The sequence below is a fragment of the Rhizobium leguminosarum bv. viciae genome (genome assembly GCF_012276115.1).
Lineage (GTDB): Bacteria > Pseudomonadota > Alphaproteobacteria > Rhizobiales > Rhizobiaceae > Rhizobium > Rhizobium leguminosarum_T.
Window position 1 is genome coordinate 195,598 of record NZ_WIEU01000002.1, and the last position, 24,588, is coordinate 220,185.

Sequence of the window (24,588 nt, forward strand, 5' to 3'; positions counted from 1 at the left end):
TGTGGCATGTCCGTCGATCCTTTCCACTTGATGAAGGGAACCAGAGAGGAACCACCGCCCTATGACGTCCTATCTGATCTTTGTGCTGAAGCGGTTCGGTCAGTTTCTGCTTGTCGTATTCCTTGGCGTGACCATCACATTCTTCGTCACCCACCTGACCCCGATCGATCCGGTCGAAGAAAGCATAGGCGCCATCACCCAGATGGGGCAGTCCGATCCCAATGCGATCGAACTGATGCGCCAGTCGCTTCGCGAGCTCTACGGGATGGAGGGCTCGATCTGGCAGCAATATCTGAATTTCTGGCTGCGGCTTGCCACAGGCGATCTCGGCCCCTCGCTATCGGCTTTTCCCACGCCCGTTTCCACCATCATCCTGCGGTCCCTGCCCTGGACCATCGGGCTGATGACGGTGTCGACCCTGATTACCTTCGTGCTCGGCAATGCGATCGGCGCGCTCGCCGGCTATTACCGCAAGGACATGGTGCTGAAGGCCGTCAGCCTCGTCTTCATCGCCCTGCTTCCCATTCCCTATTACATTCTGGCCTTCGTGCTGCTGATTGTGTTCGGCTATCTCTGGCCGGTGCTGCCGATCAATGGCGGCTACGAGATGAACGCCAATCTGGACCTCTCCTTTGCGCTGGTCTTCGATATTCTGAAACACTCGATCCTGCCGGCCTTGTCGCTGATCCTGGTCGGCGCCGGCAGCTGGTTGATCGGCATGCGCGCGCTCGTTTCCAACATCATCACCGAGGATTACGTCGTCTTCGCCGAGCTCGGCGGCGTCCCGAAGCGGAAGATCCTGCGCTCCTATATCGCCCGCAATGCCATGGTGCCGCAGTTCACCGGGCTCGCCATGTCGCTCGGCGCGATCTTCAACGGCACGGTCATCACCGAAATCGTCTTCGGCTATCCGGGCATCGGCAACCTGCTGATCGAAGCAGTGCATGCCGGCGACTACAGCCTGGTGCTCGGCCTCAGCGCATTGTCGATCGTCGGCGTCGCCGCCGCGGTGTTCATCATCGACATTCTGAGCCCGCTGATCGACCCGCGCATCAAGGTGGAATAGAGCATGTTTACGATTGTCCGCGACCTCGCGCGCCAGAATATGGAATTCCTCAGCGGCCTGCTGCTCTTTGCCGTCATCGTCGCATTGATAGTGGTGTCCTATTTCTCGCCTTACAGCGCGACCGACATCTATCTTCTGCCACCCGATATGCCGCCCGATGGCGAATATTGGCTCGGCACGACGTCGCGCGGCCAGGACGTTTTCTGGCAGCTGACGACCGCGCTCAGGAACACCCTGTTTTTCGGTATCGGCGTCGCCGTCATCTCACGCATCATCTCGCTGGTCGTCGGCCTCGTCGCCGGTTATGCCGGAGGCGCGGTCGACCGGGTGCTGATGGCCATCAACGACAGCGTCATGGTCATCCCGCAATTTCCGCTGCTGATCCTCTTCTACTTCGTGCTGAAGGACAGCATGACCTGGACGGCGCTGATCCTCATCATGGCCTCGCTCGGCTGGTCCTACGACGCACGCCTCATCCGTTCGGTGGCGATCAGCCTGAAGACCAGATCCTTCACCACCCAGAGCGTCTATTCCGGCATGAGCATGCGCAAGATCCTCGTCGAGGAGCACCTGCCCTATGTTCTGCCGATCGTCTTTGCCACCACGATGAACAACATGATCTGGTCGATCGGCATGGAGATCACCCTGTCGGTGCTCGGCTTTACCGATATCGAGACGCCGACCATGGGCATGATGATCTATTGGGCCAATGCGCATTCGGCGCTGATATCAGGCATATGGTGGTGGGTGGCCGCCCCCGTCGCCGTCATCGTCGTCCTCTTCCTGGCGCTCTTCCTGCTGTCCATGTCGATGAACGAATACAATGATCCGCGCAGCCGGCTGAACCGGATGGGAAGTTAGTATGGATCCTTTGGTCGAAATTGAGAATCTGAAAGCCTATTACCGTGCCTTCCTCTTCGGCGTCGATCGCGAAGTGCGCGCCGTCGACGATATTAGCCTGACCATTGCCCGCGGCGAGGTCTATGGCGTTGCCGGTGAATCGAGCAGCGGCAAGACGACCCTGATCAAGACCATCGCCGGCGCGATCCGGCCACCGCTGCGGGTCGTGTCGGGAAAAGTGACATTCCATTTCGACGGCGGCACACAGGATATCTACGCGATGAAGCCGGAGGATCGGCTGGCGCTGCGCTGGAAGCATCTGTCCTATATCATGCAGGGCTCGATGAATGTGCTCAATCCGGTGCGCCGGATCCGGCATTCCTTCACCGATTTCGCCTTTCGCCACATGAAGGTCAGCGGCCCGGTCTTTTTGGAAAGGGTCGCCACCCATTTGCAGCGGCTGAAGCTCGATCCGCATCTGCTCGATGCCTATCCCCACGAACTCTCAGGCGGCATGCGCCAGCGCATGACCATCGCGCTGGCCACCATCCTGACGCCGGAATTCATCATCGCCGACGAACCGACGACCGCGCTCGACGTGATCGTTCAGCGCGACGTGCTCTCGATGATCCGCGAAATCCAGCGCGAGATGGGCTCGTCCTTCCTATTCGTGACCCATGACATGGGAGTTCACGCGACGGTCTCCGACCGCATCGGCATCGTCTATGCCGGGCGTCTTGTCGAGGAAGCGCCGACCCCCAAGCTCTTCAGCAAACCGCTCCACCCCTATACGCAGCACCTCGTCGGCAGCCTGCCGCGCATCGGCGATGCAACGGCCCGCCCTTCGCTGGAGGGTCGTCCGCCGAACCTCGCCATGCCGCCGGAAGGCTGCCGGTTTCACCCGCGCTGTCCAAAGCGCATGGACATCTGCTCGCAGAAGGTTCCGCCGCTCGTCACCGTCGAGCCGGGGCGGCGCGTGGCGTGTTTTGCCGTTACGGGAGATCAGGTTTGAGCGCTCTTCTTAGCCTCTCGCATGTCACGAAAGTCTACCGCCAGGGCGGCATGCTCGGCCGGCGGCTGATTACGGCGGTCAAGGACGTCAGCTTCGAACTCGGAGCGGAGCCGGAGATCCTCTCGATCGTCGGAGAATCCGGCTCGGGAAAATCGACGATCGCGGCGATGATCCTCGGCCAGACCGAACCGACGGAAGGCGAGCTTCAATTCAGCGGCAAGACCGTCGCCATCCATAGCCGATCCGAGCGCAAGGCTTTCATGAAGGAGGTTCAGCCGGTTCTGCAGAACCCCTTCGAAGCCTTCAATCCGCTGAAACGTGTCGATCGTTATCTCTTCGAGACGGCCCGCAATTTTTCCTTCTCGGGAAAACGGCCGGACCGGCAACAGGCGGAGAAGATGGCCGATGCCGCCCTCGTCCATGTCGGCCTGACCCTTGAAGAAGTGAAAGGCCGGTTTCCCCATGAATTGTCGGGCGGCCAACTTCAACGCGTCGCCATCGCCCGCGCGCTGATCCCGCAACCCCGCCTGCTGGTGGCCGATGAACCAGTCTCCATGGTCGACGCATCGCTGCGCATGGCCATCGTCAACCTCTTCGGCCGCTTGAAAAACGAGCTCGGGCTTTCCATCGTCTACATCACCCACGACCTCGCCACCGCCTATTACATCAGCGACAACATCATCATCATGCGCAAAGGCGAAATCGTCGAACGCGGACAGGCGCGGGCTGTGTTGGATGATCCGCAGCATCCGTATTCGCGGGCGCTGAAGGATGCGGTGCTGGCGGCGGATTTCAGCGTGGCGGGGTGACTAATCGGACGATGCGGTAGGTCAAGTCTTCCGTACCGACTCCTCGGGAGTTCGATTAAAATCCGCCTCATTGCCCTCTCCCTCGTTAACGAGACGAGTGGTGAGCACACTTAAAGTTTAATCCGCTTCCTTGACGGCATTTGAGCTCGTCAACTTTTCTCCACTGCCTATACAGAGCCGCTAACCGGAACTCGTTTCCATTATTTCCTCCCATTGAAACGAGCCCTGCTCTGTATCCGCTGCTGATCTAAGCTTCTGCTGGATTGGGCAATTGCAGTGTTTCGATGATGCCCCTTAAGATTGAGAATGTCAGCGTTCAATTCAGCTACCTGCTGCTTGAAGGCGTTAACATCGAGCTTGTCCAACCCAAATCGCAAGAAGCTATCTCGCAGCTTCCACATTAATGCTTCTAGCATCGAAGGTTTCGATGTATTTTTTCTACGAAACTCGGAAATGACTTTCAGGTAGTCCCCCGCCCGCATGTCAACGAGCAAGCTCACGCGTAAAAAGTCCGGAAACGAACTCAGTTTCGCTTCGTGCAAAATCGCGTCCAACTTATCTGACGCCACATACATTCGGGCAAACTGGCTTACGATCCTCGGCACGTTTGCCACAACATGACGCAGCATTTTTGGATCATTGGAACGGCGTGCTCCAAAGTTGAAATGATAGCTTCCCACTTCAACACTTCCCTTTTCAAGAATAAGTGCAACGACCTTGTACGCCAGGATCGTGATCATCCCCCAACCATCAAGGACGGTATCAATGTGCCTAGCTTTTTCTTCTTTCGTGAGTTCTGACGAATTTTTGACGCAAACGCTGTAACATGCAAGAATCTGTGCCCACTTAAACAGGGGGTCGATCACGTCGGATTTTTTGAATGTTTGAATAAAGCCGCGGGCACGACCGTCAACTGCACTAATATTTGCCTCATCGCCGACTGCTTCATCTCGCTGTTTGTCAGGCATCCCGTCCAGTTCACCAGAAAAATGCTGGCTGATTTTTTCTAGAAACTCGTCCGCATCCTTCGCCCTGGGCAAGTCAAATATTTCTTTCTCGGCATTCGAGACGTAACTCCCGAATTGCTCGATAATTTCGTTCTTCAGCTCGTTATAGAGCCTCGCTATTTTTTCAAGCGCCTTTCGATCCTTACGATTGATGCCGAAGTATATATCAAGTTCGGATATGTATTGATTTATATTTTGTTGATCTAAAATATAATCGCGGAAATCCTCATCCTCCATCGCAACAGCAACAAGATAAGAGTGAAAAATTTTATATCTAAAGTAGATATCATTATTTAAACGTTCGAAAATGTTCTTCTCGACAAAATAATCAATTATATCTGCAGAATTTTTCTTGACGCCGATTTCTTCGTGGTAGTTTTTGATAATGTCGTACAGGGCATCATACGAAATGCTGGCAAGGTTATTCTTACAAAAGTGAATCGCGGTAATGCACAGAACTCGAATCTGATCTTTATAATCAAATTCACCTAAAAATACCACACCGGTGCTCGCTTTTCCGAGTGTGACCTCGATGAAATTCTCAATGACAGCAGCAGTATTGATGGGGCTGTAGCTCTTTCTCTCCTTCAGCACCATCAAATACATGCTGATAAGCGGACCAGACAGCGGTATACCTATAGTCAAGAATTTGGATATGATTTCTTCGACAATGAGGTTTCGATCCAGATTCTCAGGCAGATCAATTCGGTTAACGAGCGCACGGACTTCGCTGCGGTTGAAAGGGTAGATTGACCAATTGCGGGCTGCAAATGGGAGGTTAATCTCCGGTCTCGATTTGGGCTGCTGCGCTGCAAATGGCGATTTAGCACAAAGCACAAAACGAGCTTTTGGAAGGAGCTTGTAAGTTGCTGATAGCCATTCAGCATGCGCCTCCTGCCGGGGGTTGTAGTTATCGACAAGAATCAAAAGCGGTTGATCAATCTCCCTCGCCTTCCAACCGAATTGCGTATGATCGGAATCGGGCATTGCGGCTTTAATGGCCCGCAGAACCGCCGCCGGGTAACTTTTCGCATCTCGAACGTCCATATAGAGCGGAATTCGAGGAACTGAAAATGCTTCACTTTTCCGACTGGCTTCAAGCGCCAGATAACGTAGGAAACTGGTAGAACCGGTTTCGTCTGGAAAGTGACAGCAGATATGGTCGTCGGAAGCTTTTACATCTACTTCGCCACGAGTAATGTCTTTCGGGTCATCTCCGCTATCATCTGCGAGATTGGGTTCGCCGAAGGTTGGGAAAACGAAAATTTCGGAGAGCGGCTGCTTAGACAGTGTATCTTTGTAATCCCGCTCGAGCTGAGGGTACACACTGTCTGAAAGATATCGCTCCAGTTGTTCCTTTGTGTAACCCGGCTTCCGGCTCTCCCAGTAGCCCCTACTTTTGTCGTCAGGATAAAATAGCCCTCCAGCACTTACGTTCGTCGCAACGTCAAACTCTCGCCGTCCATCAAAATATGTTCGGTAGTGTACTTTCGTGTAATCATCTTCGATTTCGAGAAGCGAATAACCCTTGAAGAAATCCTTGGAGGCATGCAGAGCACCCGCTTGAAGTTCAACGATTTTCGCTCCCGGCACAAGCCGCGCCGTGGGCTGGGCATTGTGAACGTGCCCGAAAAAACTATACGAAGCTTCGGACTGCACGATTGGCCGAACTTCTCGGGTATGTGCCTCATTCATTTCTTCGAGGGGGAAATGTCCCACAAATCCCAGAAGTTTCCCGCCATTGTCGGCGATCAACTGCTCAGCTGCCGTAACTGGGAAAAACAGCTTGCCTCGGTCTGCCGTGGAACCTCCCAGGCTCCCCGAGAACGCCATATTAATTGCACCGAACCTAAGGCCCGCCACCTCATAGAGATTGAAAAATGGACTCCGCCAAGGCGCGCCCAGATAATCGCAGAAGTCGAAAAAAGCAGCGCTGAGTGATCTCGCGAAATCATCCAGCTCGCCAGAGCTGAAGCGCCTGCTAATCAGTTCTGTATTTGCGGCCTCCGCAGCGAGAGCCTTTGTGAAAAGCTCATTCTTCTTCAGTGCTTTCCAGGAAATGTCGTGATTACCTGGGCAAAAGATGAAATTGCTTGCTTTCACCCCCGTTTTTTCGGCAAGGGGATCAAAGAATTTGTCGATCGCGTGAAGATATACGTCCTCTTCATCCGGGTTATTGACGATGTCGCCGGAAAACACGACGACATTAGGCTTGCCGAAATCTTGCATCAACTGGTTAAGGTCGCTCCAGAATGCGTCTCGGAGCATATTGCTTTGTGCTGCATGCTTGTTCGAAAAGTGCAGATCACTCAAGTGTAGTACGGAATAAGACATCGAAACCCGCTCAAAAATCATACTTCAACCAGTGGGCGAATTTCAGATTCGCGCAAGATTGATAGATGCTTATTCACATCTAACTTTTGAATTAAATGGAGCTGACCTGCCACTGAACTTTCATCCGGCGACGATTAGAGCCTCGGCAGTTCACACGGTCGCGCCCGCACGACACCGCGTCTTCGAGCCGAACTCCAAGCGTCGCAAGAATGCACTCGCTCCCTTGCCGCTCGCTATCGGCGCAAGGGAGCGCATGCCCCCGGGCGCGCTCTGCCACGTAGCGGCGACCTCTGAGCGGCCGGCTTGAACAGCGGCGAACCCGTCGTCGGGTCCAACACGGCAAGCACCCTGTCCCGGCCGCTCAGCTTGGCGACATAGAGCGCCTGATCGGCGCCGATAAAGCTCCGAGGCGCTGTCCGACGGGTCACAGGCGGCGATGCCGCCGGAGCAGGTGTAGCTGAAGTCGGAAGAGTCGGGCAGCGGCCGGGAGAAGCGGATCACCGTCAGCATGCGCTCGATGATGGCTATGGCGTCTTCCGGGCCGGTTGCCGGCATGACGAGAAGGAATTCTTCGCCGCTGACCCGGCCGAAACAGTCGTTGCGGCGGACATTCTGGTGAATGCGATAGGCAAAATCGCGCAGGACGAGATCGCCGACGTGGTGGCGGAGTCGGTCGTTGATGTGTTTGAAATTGTCGATGTCGAAGACGGCAAGGCAGCCGTTGCTCCCATACTGGGCGGCGGCCAGCATGTCGCCGAGCGCGTGCCATTACAAGGCGGTGATTGGCGAGCAGATCGTCGACCAGCGACCAGACCTGGTCGAGGTCGGGTTCGGGTTCGGCTGCCGTATGCTCAGCACCGTCAGCTGCGGCGAAAGGTCGCCAATAGGGTTCTGCAAAGTTTCAATTGACCGCTCCCGATGGCGAGGCGACACTTGCAACCTGTAGCGAGGGCAGGAGGAAAACGATGGACGACACAGACCGCTGGCGCGATATGGCAAGCGCACCGAGAGACGGTAGCCGGATCCTCGTGACGATTCGCCCGTCCGAACAGGGGCCGGCGGAAGTTGATCTCGCCTATTGGTCGAATGGCGATCAGTTTGCTGGTGAAGGCTGGCGCGCCTCTGATTCCTCACCCGGGCACATCATCGAATATGCCGAGCCGGAATTGAAGTGTTGGATGCCGATGCCCTCGGCCAATCGCACCTCGATGCCCTCCCCTTGGGAAGGCGACGATGACCAGGAGCTCTACGGGTCGGGGATTTGAGAGATCGCGCGCAATGGCATTAGTTCTGCCGTCCACCATGAAAAGACGCCAGCCGCAGCCCGCATTTATCCATCGCCGTCTACCCTGGTGGCGTTAGCGATCGAAAACGAGTGTCGATCGCCTCCTTGCCGCGCTTGAAATCGCCGAGGCCCCTAAGCTGCGTGCACCCTGTCCCGACCGCTTAACTTGGCAGCATAGAGTGCTTGATCGGCGCGTCGATAAAGGTCCGACGCGCTGTCTGACGTGGCGCAGGCGGCGATGCCGGCAGAACAGGTGTAGCTGAAGTCGGGCGATTCAGGCAGAGGCCGGGAGAAGCGGATCACCGTCAGCATGCGCTCGACCATGGCAATGGCGTATTCCGCTTCGGTTGCCGGCATCACGAGAACGAACTCTTCTCCGCCGACCCGCCCAAAACAATCATTGCGGCGAACATTCTGATGAATGCGATGCGCAAAATCGCGCAACACGACATCCCCGGCGTGGTGACCGAGCCGGTCATTGATGTGTTTGAAATTGTCGATGTCGAAGACGGCAAGACAGCCGTTGCTTCCATGCTGGGCGGCCGCCAGCATGTCATCGACGCGCGCCATCACAAAGCGGCGGTTGGCGACACCCGTGAGTTCGCCGGTGTAAGACGCCTTGATCGCCTGATCGCGATCTTGCCGGACGATCCTGCCATGCGCCCGCAAACCGGTGATGTCACTGGCGATGCACAACATCCAACCATTCGGCTGAACCGCCTCGGTCATCCAGAACCATCGGCCATCGTGCAGGTCCGTTTCGAAAGCGCGATAGCCGATCTTGCCGCGGCGCGACTGCGTCGAGCGCAGCCACTCGTCGAAATTGCTCGTTCGGATGACCGTGCCTCGCGCGAGCTCGAAATTGCGCCGCATCACATCCGGCCAGAGCGGCGTTTCATCGGGCTCGATGAAATAGACCGAACGAAAGGCGCTGTTGGCGTATTGCAGCCGGTCATGGCTGTCGTAGACCGCAATCAGCGTTCCGGTGTGTTCAGCAAGGTGCAGAAGCTGTTCGAATATCTCGTCCATACCGAACCCTGTCTGGTTGCCTTGGTATGACATGGCGGAGAAACTTTATGAGAAAAGAGCCAGCCCGCAAGCAAAGGCGCCTCAAGCGATTACGCAGACGTCGACGAGCGGCGTTTTCAATCGTGATTGGACATCGGCTGCGACCTGAGCGACGCTGTTTTCGGGAGGCGGACCATCTATTTTTCCGGAGATAGGAGGCCGAAATGGAACAGTACGCATTAGACCAGTTGAAAAGCATCGCAACGGTCAGCCCGACCTGCAAGCGCCTTGAAATGACCAGGCGCGAGCGCCTTGAACGATGGGCCGAAAGTCTCGAACACAGCCCCAGACCGTTCCTCAAGACACTTCACGAAACCGAATATCAGCCGATTGCCGATCGGCTTGCTCTCAGGGATGACGGCACCCCGATCTCCGTTGCATTCGCTGATCCCATGCTGCGGGCGGCAGGAATGGAAAATGACAGCTATGGAGAAGCCAAACGGTTCTTCGAACTCAGCGATGAGCAATTGCATGATCTTGTGTGCTTCTGCCATTTCGGTGAACGCGTCAGCGCGGCAGTCGTCGCTCGCCGTTTGCGGAAGATGTCAGGCTCCAAACCAGACGGGTTTTTCGCTCAGTTTCGTGCGTGGTTCGCCTGACTGAGGTTAAGGGCCACCATCTGACGTGCTGGTCGGGGATGCATCGATCCCCGTCGGGTCGTTGCTCCTGCGGCATCGACTATCGCTGACATTTTGAGGGGGCAGATTTCTGAAGCGGTTGGTTCCTGCTGGTCAGCAGGAACCAGGTCTTCTGCGCTGGCCTACCACGCCCCCTAAGAACTTGGGTCAGGGCGTTCACCAGCAGCACCCACATCTATGGGAAAGATGCCTCGCCGAGTGACTAGTCAGGGAGACGCTTGAAGAGGCCGTATCGCTACTTTGCCGCCAGCTAACCACGCGCTTGCCATTATAGGTAATTTAACGGAAAATCCTCGGCGTGGCCCTTGAGGCCTGGGCAGCCTGCCATGATCGGAGAACGCCGTGCCTCTGAAGAACATTTTGGCCGCAGCAGCAATCGTCTTCATGACACTCTCAGGATGCGCAACTAGCGGATCGGACAACACAACCTATGCACAGCCGCAGGGGATAGGCCCAGTTCGCGGTGAAATAGGCGGTTACTAGCCCATCGAGAGTGTTTCTACCGCTTTAGAAACACAGCCTGGCTGTTTACGACGAACCAACCTCGGCGTTCGATCCGATGTCGGTCGCTGTCGCGGAGGAAGGCATGACGATGGTGACCCACGAAATGGGCTTTGCCCGCAAGGTCGCGCAACGCGTGGTGTTCATGGATGCCGGCGGCGAGATCCTGCGCCACTAGTTCCGCCCGTTACGTGACTCGGTCACGGCTCCGACGCGACCTCACCGCGTTTACCACCCACGGATCGCAGGTACTGCATCGCGTTGGCAGATCGGGTGACCCCCGCGCGGGAACCGCGACGATGCTCATGGCGAAGAATGCCTGCCCGGCCGCCGGGTCCGCGAAGGAGTAATAGGAGGCCATTGAACAGATGTCGGCGCTGGCAACGTGGGCAACGCCCTTTGATACCAGTTAAACAGGCCCGCTTTGAGGAGATCAAGGCAGCGTATGCGAAGGCGATCGGCAGGAAGGAGGCGGCACGCCCTGAGCTCATTTCATCGTCGGCTGCGAAACTCAGTGAACGACGGTGATCACCGAAATGCCAGCTTCGTCGGCGGCATGGATGAGGGCTTCTCGCGTTTGTTAAGCGGCAGCGGAACCCTCTTGAGATCCCGATTCCGTGGACGAAAGCGGCCTTGCTCGGTGTCAAGCGAAGGTATTTTGCCACGGGCGGCTCCACAGCGACAAAGTCGCGCCGTGCATACTCATAGCTGAGGTGCGAACTTGTCATGCTGTCGTTGTGACATCGGGTCAGGCCAAAAGCATCACAGTCTCGATGAGGGATATCTGGAATGTCGATCTTGCTGAGAAGTTTGTCGTCCCTGTTGGTTGGACTAACATTGGCGGCGCCTGCCTCCGGCAATTGCTTGAGCGCTAAAGAAACCAAACAGGGCGTGCTGCTTACCAGAGAAGTGCCTTTCTTTTCCGCGTTCTACAAGCCGGACGGTCCGGGTCTCACCGAACAACGGCTGATGGAGCGTAACCGTTCACTGCAGCCGGTGTCGGCTGTATATTTGCACCCCTTGCTCGTCGAAAAGAGAGTTAGTGCCAGCGGGACGCATGAGCTGAAATACACGAATGCGATTGCGTTAGACGATCTACCACAGAAGAAGAACTGGCAATCCGAGACTAAGCTTTTCATCAATGGCCAAAAATCCGTTTCGGGCGCTACTATTATTAGGTTCGACGGCTGGGGAGAAGAAGCTATCGCGTCTTGTTCCTACAAAGTTTGGGCCGTCAACAGCCGTCTCGAACTGACGGGATTGCCTCCGATTATTTTTGAACAATACTAGTCCCCCGAGCTTCGTCTCGTTCTTCGTTCGGTAAGGCTAGGCCCCTCCAACCAGCCGTTGAGCGAGGTTCGTTTTGATCGGTTCCAAATTGGCTGGGGCAACTGATTGATCGTGAGGTCAGACTGCCAGTACGAAGCAGCTTCGCATCAATTTCATGAACGCTGAGCGACCGCCTCCGGCCGTGCCAATAACGTGCGATATCGGTGATGGCATCGCGAGACGGTTGGATCGTCGTTGTTCCAGACAACGAACCCGCTAAAGTTGCTTCACGAGGGTCCGGCAGTTGCTAAGGTTTGTCGACAGGCTCGCCGTTTGGGTTGGGCACCGGTGCCTCCCTCGTATCTCGAGCCGGGGGTTTGTGATCGTCAGTCTCTGGTGGCGCTTCCTTACGGTCAGGGCGATTGACAGGCTGCTCTTTAAGATTGCCCCCCTGTGATGGGGCATTATTCTTTTTGGACATGGTCAGCTCCTCCATTCAACGGTACGAACAGACTGGCGAGATCAAAAGTTCCGAGGCATCCAGACTGCCGTCGTCAGAGCATATATCCATCTGCAGCATAGCTATCGACCATTCGCAGGGATGACGCTTGATAAGCGGCGCCCGAGGCAAAGGGGATGCACGCGGGTCAGCGCCAGTACGTGACGTCAGCGCCGGCGGCAAACGGCGGCCCTTACCGTAGATGCGCAGTGTGGAATCGGATTTCTATTCAGGTGTGGCTCTCGATCAGCAGGGAGCTTCCAAAGGAGCTGCGTCGCATCACCAAGCTACAACCGCAACGACTCTAGTCCCGCTTCGAACCTCCGTCAGTGCCTCGGAACCGCCAGACACCGCCTGAATGAGCGGACTAGCCGGACTGGATGGCAGCAAAGTCGAGCCGCCCATTTGAAGGTTCTGCCCGACGACGAACGGCGGCTTCGGAGCAGTGCCGCGTCTCTGCGCTGGAAGGTTGTCGTGCGAGGAATTGGAAGCCGGGTAGATCGACGGGTGATCATTATCCACCCGATGACGACCTGGACAAGCTGAGGCATTCTCATTTCCAGGTTTTCCGCTATCATCCACAGGTCACGGGAGTAGGCGTCATGATTGCAGCGAGTTTGGTTCCGGATGCATTTTACTGGGCGAAGTCCTCGAAATATTTCGACGGACGACCGACGATCGTTCGGGTCTCCACGGTCTTCGGGGAGGATTCTGACTATTGGACGCTGGCGCTCCTGGGAACCGATCAGCACGCTATGCCCGCAGACTTCGAGATCATCGCTCTGGTGGAGCTCCCAGAAGAATACCCTCTCCGGCAAGCCGCCGAGTGAACCGTTCACCGGGCAAGCGAACGAGGGGCCTGACAGAGGGCACCCTTTTTGTCGGGCGTTCATACCGACAATCGCTTTTCCTTTAATCGAAACACAACGACCAACCCTTCGGGGTCCAGTCGTAGCAGATCGAACCGTCTAACTGACCGGTGACTGCCCGATGGAGAAGTTTGCTGCGATAACCCAACGGAACTTGCGGGAAGTTCGACGATGGGGCCGACCCAGTTTGAGCCCTGAAGACGCAGCCAACCTTGTTGGAGACGACACCGATGTCGTTTGAGGGGACACTTGCCGTCCTGGCTAACGGGCAAATAAAAAAGGCCGGGGCGAAATCGCACCGACCTTTCCAACATCGCTCTCACACCAGTGCCAGTACATCCGTGGTCAAAAGCAGATAAGCGACTTCGGCAGTCGCGAACGCTCGCGTGGAGCACTCACCAGCAACGCCGATGACCGTTAGATAGCGTCGGACTGTGTTTAATTCAAGTCGGCCCGGCAAGAACTCCGCCAATCCGACGTATCGCCATCTCGCCTGCGCAACAGCCGATGGCCTGCCGGCACCTTAATCGAAAAAGCGCCCCACCCCACACGCGCAAAAAGCCCCGCGGTTGTTGCGACCGCGGGGCTTCTTGACGCCTCACCCGGGAGAGGGGATCAGGCGGCTTGTACTTTGCGGGTCGTGCGTGCCCATTCGGGCAGCCAGTCGCCGTGGGTGGCGAGCAAATCGTCGACCAGCGACCAGATCTGGTCGAGGTCGAGTTCGGCTGCCGTATGCGGGTCCATCATCGCGGCGTGGTAGATGTGCTCGCGATTTTCCGTCATCAGCGCCTGCACCGTTAGCTCCTGGACGTTGATATTGGTGCGGATCAGCGCGGTCAGCTGCGGCGGCAGGTCGCCGATGTAGGTCGGCTGGATGCCAGAGGCGTCGACGAGGCAGGGCACTTCGGCAGCGCAATTGGCAGGCAGCGAGGTGATGCAGCCATTGTTGCGGACATTGCCGTAGATCACCGAGGGCTCGCCGGTCCAGACCGAGTTGATGATCGACGACGCATATTCCTTCGACGGCTGCACCTCAATCTTGTCGGCCGAGCGATAGGCCTCCGCCTGCCCTTTCCAGCGCTCGATCTGCTCGATGCAGCGTTTCGGATACTCATCGAGCGGAATGCCGAATTTCTCGATCAGGTCCTCGCGGCCCTCCTTGATGAAATAGGGCGTGTATTCGGCGAAATGTTCGGAGCTTTCGGTGACGAAATAGCCGAGCCGCGTCAGCATCTCGTAGCGCACCTTGTTCGGGCAGCGCGGGTTCCAGCCGGGCTTCGGCGCCCTGCCCTCGCGGTAGCCGCGCACAAGATCGGGATAGAGGTCGCGGTAGGAGCCGTCCGGCTGGCGATGCTCGAATTTGAGATAGAAGGCCATGTGGTTGATGCCGGCCGCGCGGTAACGGATTTCCTCGTAGGGGATGTCGAGATCGTGGGCCAGTTCCATCGCCGTGCCCTGCACCGAATGGCAGAGGCCGACCTGGCGGATGGTCGGATATTTCTCCGATGTCGCCCAGGTGTTGATCGCCATCGGGTTGACATATTGCAGCATGATCGCCTGCGGGCAGACGGCGAGCATATCCTCGCAGACCTTCCAGAGATGCGGCACGGTGCGAAGCCCGCGCATGATGCCGCCGACGCCCAGCGTGTCGGCGATCGTCTGGCGCAGCCCGTATTTCTTCGGCACCTCGAAATCGGTGACCGTGCAGGGCTCATAGCCGCCGATCTGGAAGGCGACGACGACGAAATCGGCGCCCGCAAGCGCCTTGCGCTGGTCGGAATAGGTCTCGGCTTTCGCCTTGACGCCGAGCGTCGAGATCAGCTTGTTGACGACGATGGCGCTTTCTTCCAGCCGCTGCGGATTGAGATCCATCAGCGCGATCGTCGCGCCTGACAGCGCGGGCCGCTGCAGCACGTCGCCGACGATGTTCTTCATGAAGACGGTGGAGCCTGCTCCGATGAAAGTGATTTTGGGATTTCCTGCCATTATAGCCTCCGGCATTCGATAATCATGCTACCTCGAAAGCGGCCTTGACGAGCCGTTCGGTGTAGGCGGTCTTGGGATGGGATAGTACTTCGTCGACGGGACCCTCTTCGACGATCTTGCCATGCTGCATGACAATGACGCGATGGCAGAGCGCCCTGACGACCTTGAGGTCGTGGGAGATGAAGAGGTAGCTCAGGCCGCGCTCGTCCTGCAGCTTGCGCAGGAGTTCGATGATCTGCGCCTGGACGGAAAGGTCGAGCGCCGATGTCGGCTCGTCGAGCAGGATGAATTCCGGCTCCAGCGCGATGGCGCGGGCAATGGCGATGCGCTGGCGCTGGCCGCCGGAAAATTCGTGCGGGAAGCGCGACAGGATATTGCCAGGCATGCCGGCAGCGATCAACGCTTCGCGCACCCGGTCCTGCCGTTCGCCCTTGGTGGCGCCCAGCCTGTTGACGACGAGCCCCTCCTCGATGATCTGGCCGATCGTCATGCGCGGATTGAGCGATGAGAAAGGATCCTGGAACACCACCTGCATGCGGGCGCGCAAGGGCCGCATCTCGGACCTGGACAGGCCGTGGATCGGCTGATTGTCGAAACGGATCTCACCGCTGTCGGGCGTGTTCAGCCGCAGGATCGCCTGGCCGAACGTCGTCTTGCCGGAGCCGGATTCGCCCACCAGCCCGAGCGTCTCGTGACGGCGCAGCGTCAGGTCGAGGCTGTCGACGGCGACAAGCTCACGCATCGCCGGCTTCAGAAAGGTACCGTGACGCATCATGAAGGAGACCCGCACGCCCTTGGCATCGAGGATGACATCCGACCCTTCGGGCAGCGGATTGGCCTGGCCGCGCGGCTCGGAGGCCAGCAGATGCTTGGTATAGGCGTCCTGCGGATTGGCAAACAGCGCTTCGGTGGTGTTGTGCTCACGCACTTCGCCGTACTGCATCACATAGACGTAATCCGAGAATTGCCGCACCACCGTCAGGTCGTGGGTGATGAGGATGACGGCCATCCCCAGCTCTTTCTGCAGGTTGCGGATCAGGTTGAGGATCTGCGCCTGCACGGTAACGTCGAGGGCCGTCGTCGGCTCGTCGGCAATCAGCACGTCGGGATCGTTGGCAAGCGCCATGGCGATCATCACGCGCTGGCGCTGGCCGCCGGAAAGCTGATGCGGATATTGCATGAGCCGCGCGGCGGGATCGGGGATCTGCACATGTTCCAGCAGTTCGAGCGCGCGCTTTTGCGCATCCCTCTTGCTGATCCGGCGATGCACGCGGATCGCCTCGACGATCTGGCTGCCGATCGTATAGATCGGGTTCAGCGAGCTCATCGGCTCCTGGAAGATCATCGAGATGCGGTCGCCGCGCAGCTTGCGGCGCGCCCGCTCGGAGAATTTCAGGATATTGCTGCCGTCATAGGCAACCGTCGATTTCTCCGAGACGACGGCGCGCTTCGACAACAGCCCCATCACCGTTCGCGCCGTCACCGATTTGCCCGAGCCGGATTCGCCGACGATCGCGATCGTCTCGCCGCGATAGAGCTGAAACGAGACGTCCTTGACGGCTTCGACCATGCCGTCCTCGACCTTGAAATTCACCGCCACATTGCGGGCATCGATGATCGGCGTGTCCGAACGGCCATCATGATCATGGCGGACGGGCGGAGCGAAGGAATTGACCAGTGCAAGAGCCATATCAATCACCTCAATAAGGATCGACCGCGTCGCGCAGTCCGTCGCCGAGCGCATTGAATGCGAAGACGGTGACGAGCACGAAGCCGACGGGAGCGAGAATCCAGGGATAGGAGCCGATGACCGAATAAGTCGCCGTATCCTGCAGCATCAGCCCCCAGGAGATCAGCGGCGGCTTGACGGCGAAGCCGAGGAAACCGAGGAAGGATTCCAAGAGCACGACACTCGGTATATGCAGCGTCACCGCGACGATGACGTGGCTCATCACGTTCGGCAAGATGTGCTGGAAGATGATGCGTGTGTCGGTGGCGCCGACGGCCATGGCCGCCCGGACATAATCGATGCGGGCGAGCGCCAGCGTCTTGCCGCGCACCTCGCGCGACATCTGCGCCCAGCCGAGCGCCGACATGACGACGATGACGAAGGCGAGGAAGACATTGGTCGGCGCCGTCACCGGGATCAGCGAGGTCAGCGCCAGATAGAGCGGCAATTGCGGGAAGGCCAGCACCAGCTCGACGAAACGCTGCAGCCAGACGTCGAAGGTGCCGCCGAAATAACCCGATACCATGCCGACGGTGGTGCCGATGACGGTGACGATGAACACGACAGTCAGGGCGATCGTCAGCGAGATGCGCGAGCCGATGATGGCGCGCGACAGCACGTCGCGGCCGAACTTGTCGGTGCCGAGAAAATGCACCGGCTTTCCGTCGGTCGAGCCGAAGAAGTGGCGGTTGGCCGGGATCAGGCCGAACAGCCGGTATTCGGCGCCCTTAACGAAGAAGCCGAGCAGCCGCGGATTGTCGTAGTCGATGCCGACAATCGGCTGGAAGGTGACCGGATCAAGCTCTTCGGAATCCGACAGCGCATAGACGCGCGGCTGGAAGACGAAATTGCCGTCCTTGTCGTGGAAGCTCATCACCTGTGGCGGCGCGAAGCCCACGTCGGTCGCCTTCGGATCCATCGGCGCGAAGAAATCGGCAAAGATTGCCATGAGGATCAGGAGCACGACGAGCACGAGCCCGGCCATGCCGGTCCAGGAGCGCCTCAACCGGCGCCAGACAAGGGCGATATAGCTCTCATGCCCACGCGATGGCTTGGCCACGATGTCGGTTGTCGGCGGTGTTGCAGAAGAGTCGAAAGCAAGCATCTCAGGCTCCTCCATATTGGCGGACACGCGGATCGAGCAAAGCGAGCAGCATGTCGGCGATGATGTTGCCGACGATCAGCGTCGCCGACAGCACCATCATGAAGGTGGCGGTGACATAGACGTCGCCGACCGCCATCGAGCCGACGATCGCCGGACCGACGGTCGGCAGCGCGAAGATGATGGCGGTCTCGATCTCGCCGGTCAGCATGTAAGGCAGCACGACGCCCTGGTACATCACCAGCGGATGCAGCGCATTCGGCACCGCATGGCGCATCACCACCGCGCCGCCGGAAAGGCCCTTGGCCTTGGCCGTCTCGACATATTGGGCATTCAGCGTATCGAGCAGATTGCCGCGCATGACGCGCATGTTGTAGGCGAGCCCGCCAAAGGTGGCGATCGCCACGACCGGCCAGACATGGTGGACGAGATCGACGAATTTCGCCCAGGACCAAGGCGCCCCGCCATATTGCGGCGAGAAGAAGCTGCCGATCTCCGTCACGTTGAGCTGGAAGACCAGGAGATAGACGATGATCAGCGCCATCAGGAAGCGCGGCACCGTCATGCCGAGGAAGGAAATTCCCGAAAGCAGGCTGTCGATCCAGCTGTACTGGCGCGTCGCCGCCCAGATGCCGAACCCGATGCCGAGCACCGAAGCGAAGAGATGGCAGACGAGCGCCAGAAGCAAGGTCCGCGGCAGGCGTTCGCCGACGACATCGGCGACCGGCTTGTTGTAGAACATGCTGTAACCGAAATCGCCGCGCGTCACGATGCCGCCGATCCAGTTGACGTACTGGACGACCAGCGGCTTATCGAGCCCGTGTTCGACGCGATAAGCCTGCGCCTGCGCTTCGGCCTGCGCATAGGAGGCGCCCCCCTGGTTGATCAGCTGGGAGCGGATGTAATCGGCATAATCGCCAGGTGGGGCCTGGATGATCGCGAAGGTCACCACGCTCAGGATGAAGAGAATGGGGATCGCGGAGGCTATGCGCACGAGCAGGAATCGTAACATCAGACGGTTCGCTTCTCCTTGCCGCCAGTCGCTCCTTGTCAGCGCGGCCGGCTCGTTGGTCATATCAGGCCGCGCGCGGCACGCGCGGCCTGGAACTCACTTCAGCTGGGAGGGAGCTCTAGTTTATCGGGCCCTTCTCGCCGGGCTTGCCGGGCAGCTGCTGCGGGAACAGCTCATATTTGCCCTGCTTGTCGGCGGCCACCCACATGCGTTCGCGGATCACGGAGTCTTCAGCCCAGTTGAACATCATGATCGGCGTACCCTGCGGCACGTTCGAGAACCGCTTGTTGATGATCAGCGCGCCCGGATATTCCGTCAGGCCCACCGTGTTGACGTGCTCGGTCGAGATTTTCTGGTACTGCTTCATCAGGTCGACGCGCTCCTCGTTGCTCTGGCTCGTCCTGAACTTGTTGATGACGTCGATAAGCTCCTGTTCGAAGGGCATCAGATCGAGCTTGTCATCCTTGCCGGCGCGGTGGTGCCAGCTGGTGCGCGGACCGACAGGAGCGAGCTGCTCGGTGTTCTGCACCACCGACGACAGTTCCGTCGTGTTGCGCTGGATCAGCCAGTCGAAGCGGCCGGCATAATGGGCGTCGTCACGCTTGGCACCATCGAGCGCGTTGATGACGATCTTCAGCCCGAGCTTCTCCATCTGGCCGACGACACCTTCGGCAAGGCTCTTGTCGGTCGTGTACTGATTGTTGATCAGCATGACGATTTCGACATCCTTGCCGCCTGCCGTGCCGGCCGGAAAGTTCACGACGCCGTTGCCGTCGGTGTCCTTGAGGCCGGCCTTGGCGAGTTCGGCCTTGGCGCCCTCGAGATCGAAGGGATAGTAGACGGTCGAGTTGCGGTCGTAGAAGCTGGTGCCGGAGGAGAGCCCGCCGGGATAGATCGCGGTGAACGGTCCCTTGACCAGCGAGTCGCCGATCGCCTTGCGGTCGAGCGCCATGGTGACGGCCTTGCGGAAATCCTCGTTGCGGTTCAGCTCGCGGATCGCCTCACCGCGCTCGTCCGGGTTGCCCCAGCCATTGGCGGAGAAGTTCATGCGAAGATTGTAGCCGATGAGGCGCGGGCCGAAGGCGAGACGGGCGGGTGCCGTTTCTTCCGCGGCACGCTTCAGCGAGGCGACGAAGTTTTCCGGCTGCTCCAGGTTCGATATGTCGGCGGATCCGGCCACGGCCTGGACGTCGCGGTCGGCCCAGGTCGAGAGCTTGTAGTGCAGCTCGTTCAGATAAGGCAGCTGATTGCCCTTCTCGTCGACCTTCCAGTAATAGGGGTTGCGGCGCATGACGATGATATCGTCGGAGCGATATTCCACTGGCACCCAGCCGCCCATGACCGGCATGTTCATGAACTCCGGCGGGAAGGCGTTCTTGAACTGGTCGTAGGTGTTCTTCGAATATTTCGGATGCTTCGGCTTCAGGATATGCGACGGACCCGGGCAGAAGTTCGGGTAGGACATCGTGTAGAGATATTGCTTCGGGAAGGCCTCCCTGAAGGTCCATTCGATGGTGTAATCGTCGATCTTCTTCAGCGTCGTCCCGGTGCCGAAGGCTTCCGGCGATGCGCCGCCGCCGAGCGGCGAGACGTTCGGATCGATGACTTCGTCTTCCCAGTAGAACATGATGTCGTCGGCGCTGAACGGCGCGCCGTCAGACCATTTGGCGCCTTCGATCAGGTGCATGGTCAGCTTATGGCCATCTTCAGACCAATCCCAGCTCTTGGCGAGGTTCGGCAGCGGCTCCGTGTCGGAGGCCTGCACCTGGAACAGCGGCGCGGTGCGCGTCAGGCATTCGGAAAGGCCGATATCGATGCCGCCCCAGCCCTGCGTCTGGCCGGCGCCATAGTTCCAGCCTTCCGGCCGGCCGCCGATGACGTGGCGCATCGTATCGCCGTAGACACCGATGCCGTCGGGCATATTGCCTGTTTTAAAGACCATCGGCTCCTTCGGCAGGCGATCCTTGACCGGCGGCAGCTTGCCGGAGGCGACGAAGTTTTTCGTGACCCAGTCGGGCTCGTGATATTCGGGCAGCGCCTTGAACTCCAGGATGGAGTCGCGCGCCACATAGTTGATCTTGCCTTCGGCGGGGAAGTCGGCCGGCGCCGGCGGGATGGTTGGCTCGGAGGCATAGGCATTCAGCGCCGCGGCTGAGACGCTGAGCGCCAGTCCGGCCAGGATGCTTGCGTTACGGAAATTCATCATCGTTTCTCCCTCTTGTTCCGGAGCGCGGATCACGCGGCTCCTTTTTCCTCGAACGACATGAAAGCGGGCCTGATGTCATGGATTTCCCTCCCGGAAACCCATGACGACCCATCCTTCATGAAAATCAGACGGCCTGTTTCAGCGCCGCCTTTTCCGCGCGCAGCTCCTCGATCGAGCGAACGTTGCGGCGTGCGGCCCCCGCCCAGTCGCGGGTCTGCACCTTCGATTTCGACAGCCGCTCCTTGGCGGCCGGTACAGCGTCGGCATATTGCGGCAGCCAGCGCGCCTGGGCAACGACCATCTCGTCGACCATCTGCCAGACCTCTTCCGGCGTCGAGACGGCGCCGACCAGCGGATCGTGCAGCACGGCCAGCTTCAGAAGGTCGATGTCGCCCGATATCGCCGCATGCACCGACATGCGCTGGACGTTGATCGAGGCGATGCAGGTGGCCGCACAAGCTTCCGGCAGGGTGACGCCGGAGACCATGTTGATGCCGAAGCGATCGACGAAGCCGGGCGATTCGATGATCGCATCGGACGGCAGGTTGGTGATGACGCCATTGTTCTTGACGTTGAAATGGCCGCGATAGACCCGGTTCGTCTCAAGCGCCTCGAGGATATGGCTTGCATGTTCGTTCGAACGCTTGGCGGGATCGATCGGCTTTGCGGCCGACTCCAGGAATTGCGGATACTCCGTCTCGAACCAGTTGCGCGTTTCGGTGGAATGGCGGAGATAGCCGCCGGTCTCGCCGTGGATCCAGTCGGACATGTCGATCCAGCGGGTGATCTCGTCCGGCCGCTTGCGATACCAGGGCAGGTATTCCGAGAGATGGCCGTTGCTTTCGGTGGAATAGACGCCGAAACGCTTTAGCACGTCGATGCGCAACTTCTCCTGCTGCGAATAGACCGGATGCGCCTCGAAGGCGGCGATGAGCTCGTCCTTGCCGATCCTGCGGCCGTTGAGGCGCAGATCGATGAACCAGGTCTGGTGGTTGATGCCGGAGCAGATATAGTCGAGCTCGCTCAGCGACTTTGCGCCGAGCACCTCGGCAATCTGTTCGGCGCCATGCTGGACGCCGTGGCAGAGGCCGACGGTATCGACCTTGCCGTATTCGATCGCCGCCCAGGTGTTCATCGCCATCGGGTTGGCATAGTTGAGGAATTTCGCGCCCGGTTCGGCGACCTCGCGGATATCCTTGCAGAAGTCGAGAATGACCGGGATGTTGCGCTGGCCATAGAGGATGCCGCCGGCGCAGATCGTATCGCCGACGCATTGGTCGATGCCGTATTTCAGCGGGATCCTGATATCGTCGGCATAGGCCTCGAGCCCGCCAACCCGGACGCAGCTGATGATGTAGCGCGCGCCTGCCAGCGCCTGGCGCCGGTTGGTCGTCGCCGTCACCTTCGTCGGCAGCCCGTTCGCCTCGACGACGCGGTCGAGGATCGCCTTGATCATTTCCAGATTGTGTTCGCTGATATCGGTCAGCGCGAATTCGATGTCGCGAAACTCCGGAACGCACAATATGTCGGTGAACAGCTTCTTGGTGAAACCGACGCTGCCAGCACCGATGATAGCGATTTTGAAACTCATGATCTTCACCTCGACCCAATCGAATGCTAAGGAAAAGACGGCCATGGAGGATCAGGCCACATGCTGACGCATGTGGCTGAAAACGCCGCAAAATCTGCCTTTTTCCTCCCGGCCGTTCTGTCGGCCGTGGTCTCTTCCTCGTGTCGGCCGGGATTATGCCCGAAATCGGCGAGGCGACCAGAGAAGGATTATGCTTTCAGGGGTAATTTTGTGCTGCAGGATTTGATCGCCAACGGACAGTCGATGAGGACGGTTTCGCTGCCCCGCGGCCGCCAGCGATTGCACGCCATGCCGACCAGCGCCGGCTATGAAGTGCGCGAAAACGAGACCTATGACTGGGACGGCCGTCGGCGCGGCCAGACGCCCTTCACCGTGCTGCAGCACACGATCAGCGGCAGCGGCCAGCTGCGCTACCAGCACCGCAACTATCGCCTTCAGGGCGGCGACACGCTGCTCGTCCTGGTGCCGCACAATCATCGCTACTGGCTGGAGAAGGGCGATCGCTGGGAATATTTCTGGATCTCGATGAATGGCGAGGAAACGCTGCGCATCCACCAGATGGTGCTGTCGACCGCCGGCCCGGTCTTGAAGCTGCAGCCCTCGACCATCGATCATCTCGCCGATTGCAGCCTGCGGCTCGTCAGGGGCGCGACATCGCCAGGTGCCGCCTCGGCGATTGCCTATGAAGCGGCGATGGCGCTTTACGACGACGTCTTCGGCTCGCCGGCCTTTGCCGCCGAACTCAGTGTCATGCAGCCGGTGATCGACCATATCAATGCCAATCTCGAAAAGCCGCTGCCGGTCAGCGAGCTTGCCGGCATCGTCGGCCTCAGCCGCGCGCATTTCTCGCGCAGCTTTGCCGAGAGCGAGGGCATGCCGCCGGCCGAATTCGTGCTGCAGCAGCGCCTGCAGCGCGCCGTCAAGCTTCTGACCAAGGCCGACTTCCTGCCGGTCAAGGAAGTCGCCATCATGTGCGGCTTCGAAGACCCCAATTATTTCTCCAAGGTCTTCCGCCGCGTCTACGGCACCAACCCCACCGAATTCCGCACGACCGGCATGTATGCCAGCATCGGCAAGCTGCGATAGCTGGTCGTCCCGATCACCGGGCTCCGGTTTCAGGCCCGGACTTCAAACACCATGTTGAACGGGGTTTCCGTCGCGGTAGATTTACCCGCCTTCTGGAAATCTCGCGACGTCGTGATCGAGAGAGCGCGCATCCTGAAACTCCGCTTTTGCCTCTATCACACGCTCCTGCCTCGCCCGCAGGCGGTCGAACTTGCCGAAGTCGGTCATGATGCTGACCAGGACGCTACCCGTCCAACCGAAGGTGAAGAGGCCCGACATGCCAATGATCGGGCCGAGCAGACGCCAGCGATCCGGGAGAGTGACGTTGCCCTCGCCCAGCGTCGTATAGCTCTCAAGCACGTAGTAGTAGCTGTCGCGCATCGAGGGGATGATGGCCCTGACATAGAGAGGCATCGCCCAGATCAGCGTTTCTGCGAAATGCAGGATCGCCAGCGCGGCGATCGTCGCGGCCAGCATCAAGTTCAGACGCCAGCGCGGCGTGGCCTTCGTGACGCCTGCCCATGACTTGCTGAATTGAAGGCTGATGCTCCGGATACCAGCGCCGTGCACGAAGATGACCACAACGAGAAACACAGTGCCGACGAGTATTTCCAGAACTGGATCAGGATTCGATAGATGGTCCAATTGCTACGTCCTCGGTCTTGCAACCCCCGCTGGAAGTCCTCTAATAAGCCTTCCA

General features: G+C 58.7%; 17 protein-coding genes and 4 pseudogenes. 10 read left to right on the forward strand and 11 right to left on the reverse strand.

The genetic code is table 11. The annotated features are described in order from the left end of the window. The first annotated feature begins 61 nt into the window (after positions 1 to 61). The 4 genes from GFM02_RS04180 to GFM02_RS04195 are packed head-to-tail and all read left to right on the forward strand — an operon-like array spanning position 62 to position 3,727. A complete protein-coding gene (locus GFM02_RS04180) occupies positions 62 to 1,066 on the forward strand; it encodes an ABC transporter permease (RefSeq protein ID WP_020053050.1) in 1,005 nt (334 codons plus the stop codon). Positions 1,067 to 1,069: 3 nt separating this feature from the next. Then, entirely contained in the window at positions 1,070 to 1,927 is an 858-nt protein-coding gene (locus GFM02_RS04185) for an ABC transporter permease (RefSeq protein ID WP_131640760.1), read from the forward strand. A 1-nt stretch (position 1,928) separates the two neighbouring features. Beyond that, positions 1,929 to 2,918, forward strand: a complete 990-nt coding sequence (locus tag GFM02_RS04190) for an ABC transporter ATP-binding protein (protein ID WP_168320905.1) — start codon at positions 1,929 to 1,931, stop codon at positions 2,916 to 2,918. Then, entirely contained in the window at positions 2,915 to 3,727 is an 813-nt protein-coding gene (locus GFM02_RS04195; protein WP_168320906.1) for an ABC transporter ATP-binding protein, read from the forward strand. Before GFM02_RS04190 ends, GFM02_RS04195 begins: the two co-directional genes overlap by 4 nt. A gap of 200 nt (positions 3,728 to 3,927) precedes the next feature. Here GFM02_RS04195 and GFM02_RS04200 read toward each other — a convergent pair whose 3' ends face one another. Both GFM02_RS04200 and GFM02_RS04205 read right to left on the reverse strand, forming a co-directional pair. Next, on the reverse strand, positions 3,928 to 7,068 hold the full coding sequence (locus GFM02_RS04200; protein ID WP_168320907.1) for a metallophosphoesterase: 3,141 nt from the start codon (positions 7,066 to 7,068) through the stop codon (positions 3,928 to 3,930). 338 nt (positions 7,069 to 7,406) lie between these two features. Next, positions 7,407 to 7,861: pseudogene (locus GFM02_RS04205) on the reverse strand (GGDEF domain-containing protein); the annotation flags it as partial. Between the two features lie 172 nt (positions 7,862 to 8,033). On the opposite strand from GFM02_RS04205, the gene GFM02_RS04210 reads away from it, so the two are divergent. Beyond that, entirely contained in the window at positions 8,034 to 8,333 is a 300-nt protein-coding gene (locus GFM02_RS04210) for a hypothetical protein (RefSeq protein WP_025397805.1), read from the forward strand. Between the two features lie 152 nt (positions 8,334 to 8,485). Here the strand turns inward: GFM02_RS04210 and GFM02_RS04215 are convergent, their stop codons facing one another. Continuing rightward, on the reverse strand, positions 8,486 to 9,382 hold the full coding sequence (locus GFM02_RS04215; protein ID WP_168320908.1) for a sensor domain-containing diguanylate cyclase: 897 nt from the start codon (positions 9,380 to 9,382) through the stop codon (positions 8,486 to 8,488). A 203-nt stretch (positions 9,383 to 9,585) separates the two neighbouring features. Here GFM02_RS04215 and GFM02_RS04220 point away from each other — a divergent pair, with 203 nt between their 5' ends. Both GFM02_RS04220 and GFM02_RS35685 read left to right on the forward strand, forming a co-directional pair. Then, on the forward strand, positions 9,586 to 10,020 hold the full coding sequence (locus GFM02_RS04220; RefSeq protein WP_131640754.1) for a hypothetical protein: 435 nt from the start codon (positions 9,586 to 9,588) through the stop codon (positions 10,018 to 10,020). Between the two features lie 559 nt (positions 10,021 to 10,579). Then, positions 10,580 to 10,717 (forward strand): annotated as a pseudogene (locus GFM02_RS35685) (polar amino acid ABC transporter ATP-binding protein); the annotation flags it as partial. A 126-nt stretch (positions 10,718 to 10,843) separates the two neighbouring features. Here GFM02_RS35685 and GFM02_RS35690 read toward each other — a convergent pair. Next, a pseudogene (locus GFM02_RS35690) lies at positions 10,844 to 10,997 on the reverse strand (DUF983 domain-containing protein); the annotation flags it as partial. Positions 10,998 to 11,349: 352 nt separating this feature from the next. Here GFM02_RS35690 and GFM02_RS04230 point away from each other — a divergent pair. Further along, positions 11,350 to 11,955, forward strand: a pseudogene (locus GFM02_RS04230) (hypothetical protein). Positions 11,956 to 12,930: 975 nt separating this feature from the next. Beyond that, the gene (locus GFM02_RS04235) at positions 12,931 to 13,158 is read left to right on the forward strand and encodes a hypothetical protein (protein ID WP_027665694.1); all 228 of its coding nucleotides are present in this window, start codon (positions 12,931 to 12,933) and stop codon (positions 13,156 to 13,158) included. Positions 13,159 to 13,812: 654 nt separating this feature from the next. Here GFM02_RS04235 and GFM02_RS04240 read toward each other — a convergent pair. From GFM02_RS04240 to GFM02_RS04265, 6 genes are all read right to left on the reverse strand, one after another. Next, positions 13,813 to 15,183, reverse strand: coding sequence for an alpha-glucosidase/alpha-galactosidase (locus tag GFM02_RS04240; RefSeq protein WP_168320909.1), 1,371 nt, complete (start codon positions 15,181 to 15,183; stop codon positions 13,813 to 13,815). A gap of 22 nt (positions 15,184 to 15,205) precedes the next feature. After that, positions 15,206 to 16,873: an ABC transporter ATP-binding protein gene (locus GFM02_RS04245; protein ID WP_168320910.1), complete on the reverse strand. Its 1,668-nt coding sequence runs from the start codon at positions 16,871 to 16,873 to the stop codon at positions 15,206 to 15,208. Between the two features lie 10 nt (positions 16,874 to 16,883). Then, a complete protein-coding gene (locus tag GFM02_RS04250) occupies positions 16,884 to 18,017 on the reverse strand; it encodes an ABC transporter permease (RefSeq protein WP_020053035.1) in 1,134 nt (377 codons plus the stop codon). A gap of 1 nt (position 18,018) precedes the next feature. Beyond that, positions 18,019 to 19,026 (reverse strand): ABC transporter permease, encoded by a 1,008-nt coding sequence (locus GFM02_RS04255; RefSeq protein ID WP_168320911.1) that lies wholly within the window; start codon positions 19,024 to 19,026, stop codon positions 18,019 to 18,021. Positions 19,027 to 19,144: 118 nt separating this feature from the next. Next, positions 19,145 to 21,232 carry an ABC transporter substrate-binding protein gene (locus tag GFM02_RS04260; RefSeq protein ID WP_168320912.1) on the reverse strand — a complete coding sequence of 696 codons (2,088 nt, stop codon included), beginning with the start codon at positions 21,230 to 21,232 and terminating at the stop codon, positions 19,145 to 19,147. A gap of 124 nt (positions 21,233 to 21,356) precedes the next feature. Further along, positions 21,357 to 22,823: an alpha-glucosidase/alpha-galactosidase gene (locus GFM02_RS04265; RefSeq protein WP_026265605.1), complete on the reverse strand. Its 1,467-nt coding sequence runs from the start codon at positions 22,821 to 22,823 to the stop codon at positions 21,357 to 21,359. Between the two features lie 60 nt (positions 22,824 to 22,883). On the opposite strand from GFM02_RS04265, the gene GFM02_RS04270 reads away from it, so the two are divergent. Then, on the forward strand, positions 22,884 to 23,909 hold the full coding sequence (locus tag GFM02_RS04270; RefSeq protein WP_205930175.1) for an AraC family transcriptional regulator: 1,026 nt from the start codon (positions 22,884 to 22,886) through the stop codon (positions 23,907 to 23,909). Between the two features lie 81 nt (positions 23,910 to 23,990). Here the strand turns inward: GFM02_RS04270 and GFM02_RS04275 are convergent, their stop codons facing one another. Next, complete coding sequence (locus tag GFM02_RS04275; RefSeq protein ID WP_168320913.1) at positions 23,991 to 24,533, reverse strand: ion channel; 543 nt, start codon at positions 24,531 to 24,533, stop codon at positions 23,991 to 23,993. Positions 24,534 to 24,588: the final 55 nt, after the last annotated feature.